This is a genomic window from Bradyrhizobium sp. Leo170 (genome assembly GCF_004296405.1).
GTDB lineage: Bacteria > Pseudomonadota > Alphaproteobacteria > Rhizobiales > Xanthobacteraceae > Bradyrhizobium.
Map to the genome: position 1 here is coordinate 1 of NZ_PSRR01000692.1, position 1,574 is coordinate 1,574.

The following is a 1,574-nucleotide window of genomic DNA, read 5'->3' on the forward strand; positions in this document are numbered from 1 at the left end:
CGCAGCGCCTTCGGTCTCGCGCAAGCGCAACCAGGCCGGTATCAGCGCGGCATTCAGCGCGCCTTCGGTCAGGAGCCGCCTGACCACATTGACCATTTGAAAGGCAACCAGGAACGCGTCGGCGACCGCGCCGGCGCCGAGCAGCGCAGCGATGATCGAATCGCGGGCAAAGCCGAGCAGCCGTGACGCCAGCGTTCCCGAGGAGACGGTGAGGAAGGAGCGGATCATATGACTTCTATATAGCAGCCACCTGGCTTGCTGGCGCCATGTTGATCTGGTAGGGCGCAGCCTTCGCAATCGCTCGAAGGATGGATAATGGCCGCCGCAAAATATGACGTTCTCGGGATCGGCAACGCGATTTTCGACGTTTTGGTGAGGACCGACGAGGCGTTTCTCAGCCGTCACGGCATGGCCAAGGGCAGCATGGCCCTGATCGACGAGGCCCGCGCCCGCGCGATCTACCAGGACATGGGGCCCGCGACCGAGATGTCCGGGGGCTCCGCAGCCAATACCATCGTCGGCGTCGCCAATTTCGGTGCCCGCGCGGCCTATGTCGGCAAGATCAAGGACGATCAGATCGGTCGCCTCTATGCCCATGACATCCGCGCCGCGGGCGTCGCGTTCGAGACCAGGCCCGCCGCCGATGGTCCCGCCACCGGCTGCTCCTATATCCTGGTGACGCCGGACGGCGAGCGCACCATGAACACCTATCTCGGCGCCGCGCAGGATCTGACGCCGGCCGATATCGATGAAGCGCAGATCGCGGCGTCCCGCATCGTCTATCTCGAAGGCTATCTCTGGGATCCCGCGAGCGCCAAGGAGGCCTTCGTCAAGGCGGCAGGAATCGCGCATGGCGCGGGCCGCCAGGTTGCGCTGACCTTGTCCGATTCGTTTTGCGTCGATCGCTATCGCGACGAATTTCTCGAATTGATGCGCAAAGGCACGGTCGATCTGGTTTTCGCCAATGAAGCCGAGTTGCGCTCGTTGTACCAGACTGCCGATTTCGACAGCGCGCTGAAGCAGTTCCGGGTCGATGCGAAACTTGGCGTCGTCACCCGCAGCGAGAAAGGCTGCGTGGTGGCAGCGAAGGACGGCATCACGGCCGTGCCGGCATTCCCGATCGAGCAACTGGTGGATACGACAGGAGCCGGCGATCTCTTCGCCGCCGGCTTCATGTTCGGCCTCGTCCGCGATGCCGGCTATGAGAATGCCGGACGGCTCGGCGCACTCGCAGCCGCCGAGGTGATCCAGCATATCGGCGCGCGCCCGCAGGCGTCGTTGAAGGAACTGGCGCAGCAGAACCGATTGCCGGTTTAAGGCTGCTCTATCGCCGCAGTGCCGTAGGGCGGGCAAAGGCGCGTCTATCGCGCCGTGCTCACCATCAACACTTCGCTCGTGATGGTGGGCACGCTTCGCTTTGCCCACCCTACGGCTCGTCGCGAGTTCTGATTCGATTTTCAAACAGCCGAGGGGATGTGAGTTCGCATTCTCGCGGCATGGTGTGCCCGAGCTTTGCGTCACTTTCCACCCTCTTATTGAACAGAGGGCGCAGGGAAAGCCGGGTGCTGGTTGCA

At 63.3% G+C, this 1,574-nt stretch carries 2 protein-coding genes; one reads left to right on the forward strand and one right to left on the reverse strand.

Annotated elements, in window-relative coordinates; translation table 11 throughout:
- On the reverse strand, nucleotides 1–228 hold a 228-nt coding region (locus CWO89_RS44040), incomplete at its 3' end, for a lipid II flippase MurJ (RefSeq protein WP_283813595.1).
- 87 nt (nucleotides 229–315) lie between these two features.
- Between CWO89_RS44040 and CWO89_RS44045 the strand changes: the two genes are divergently transcribed.
- A complete protein-coding gene (locus CWO89_RS44045; RefSeq protein WP_130584364.1) occupies nucleotides 316–1,317 on the forward strand; it encodes an adenosine kinase in 1,002 nt (333 codons plus the stop codon).
- Nucleotides 1,318–1,574: the final 257 nt, after the last annotated feature.

Bases quoted from the DNA above. Each gene is read 5' to 3' on its own strand.
- CWO89_RS44045 (WP_130584364.1), top strand. From the start codon at position 316: ATGGCCGCCGCAAAATATGACGTTCTCGGGATCGGCAACGCGATTTTC.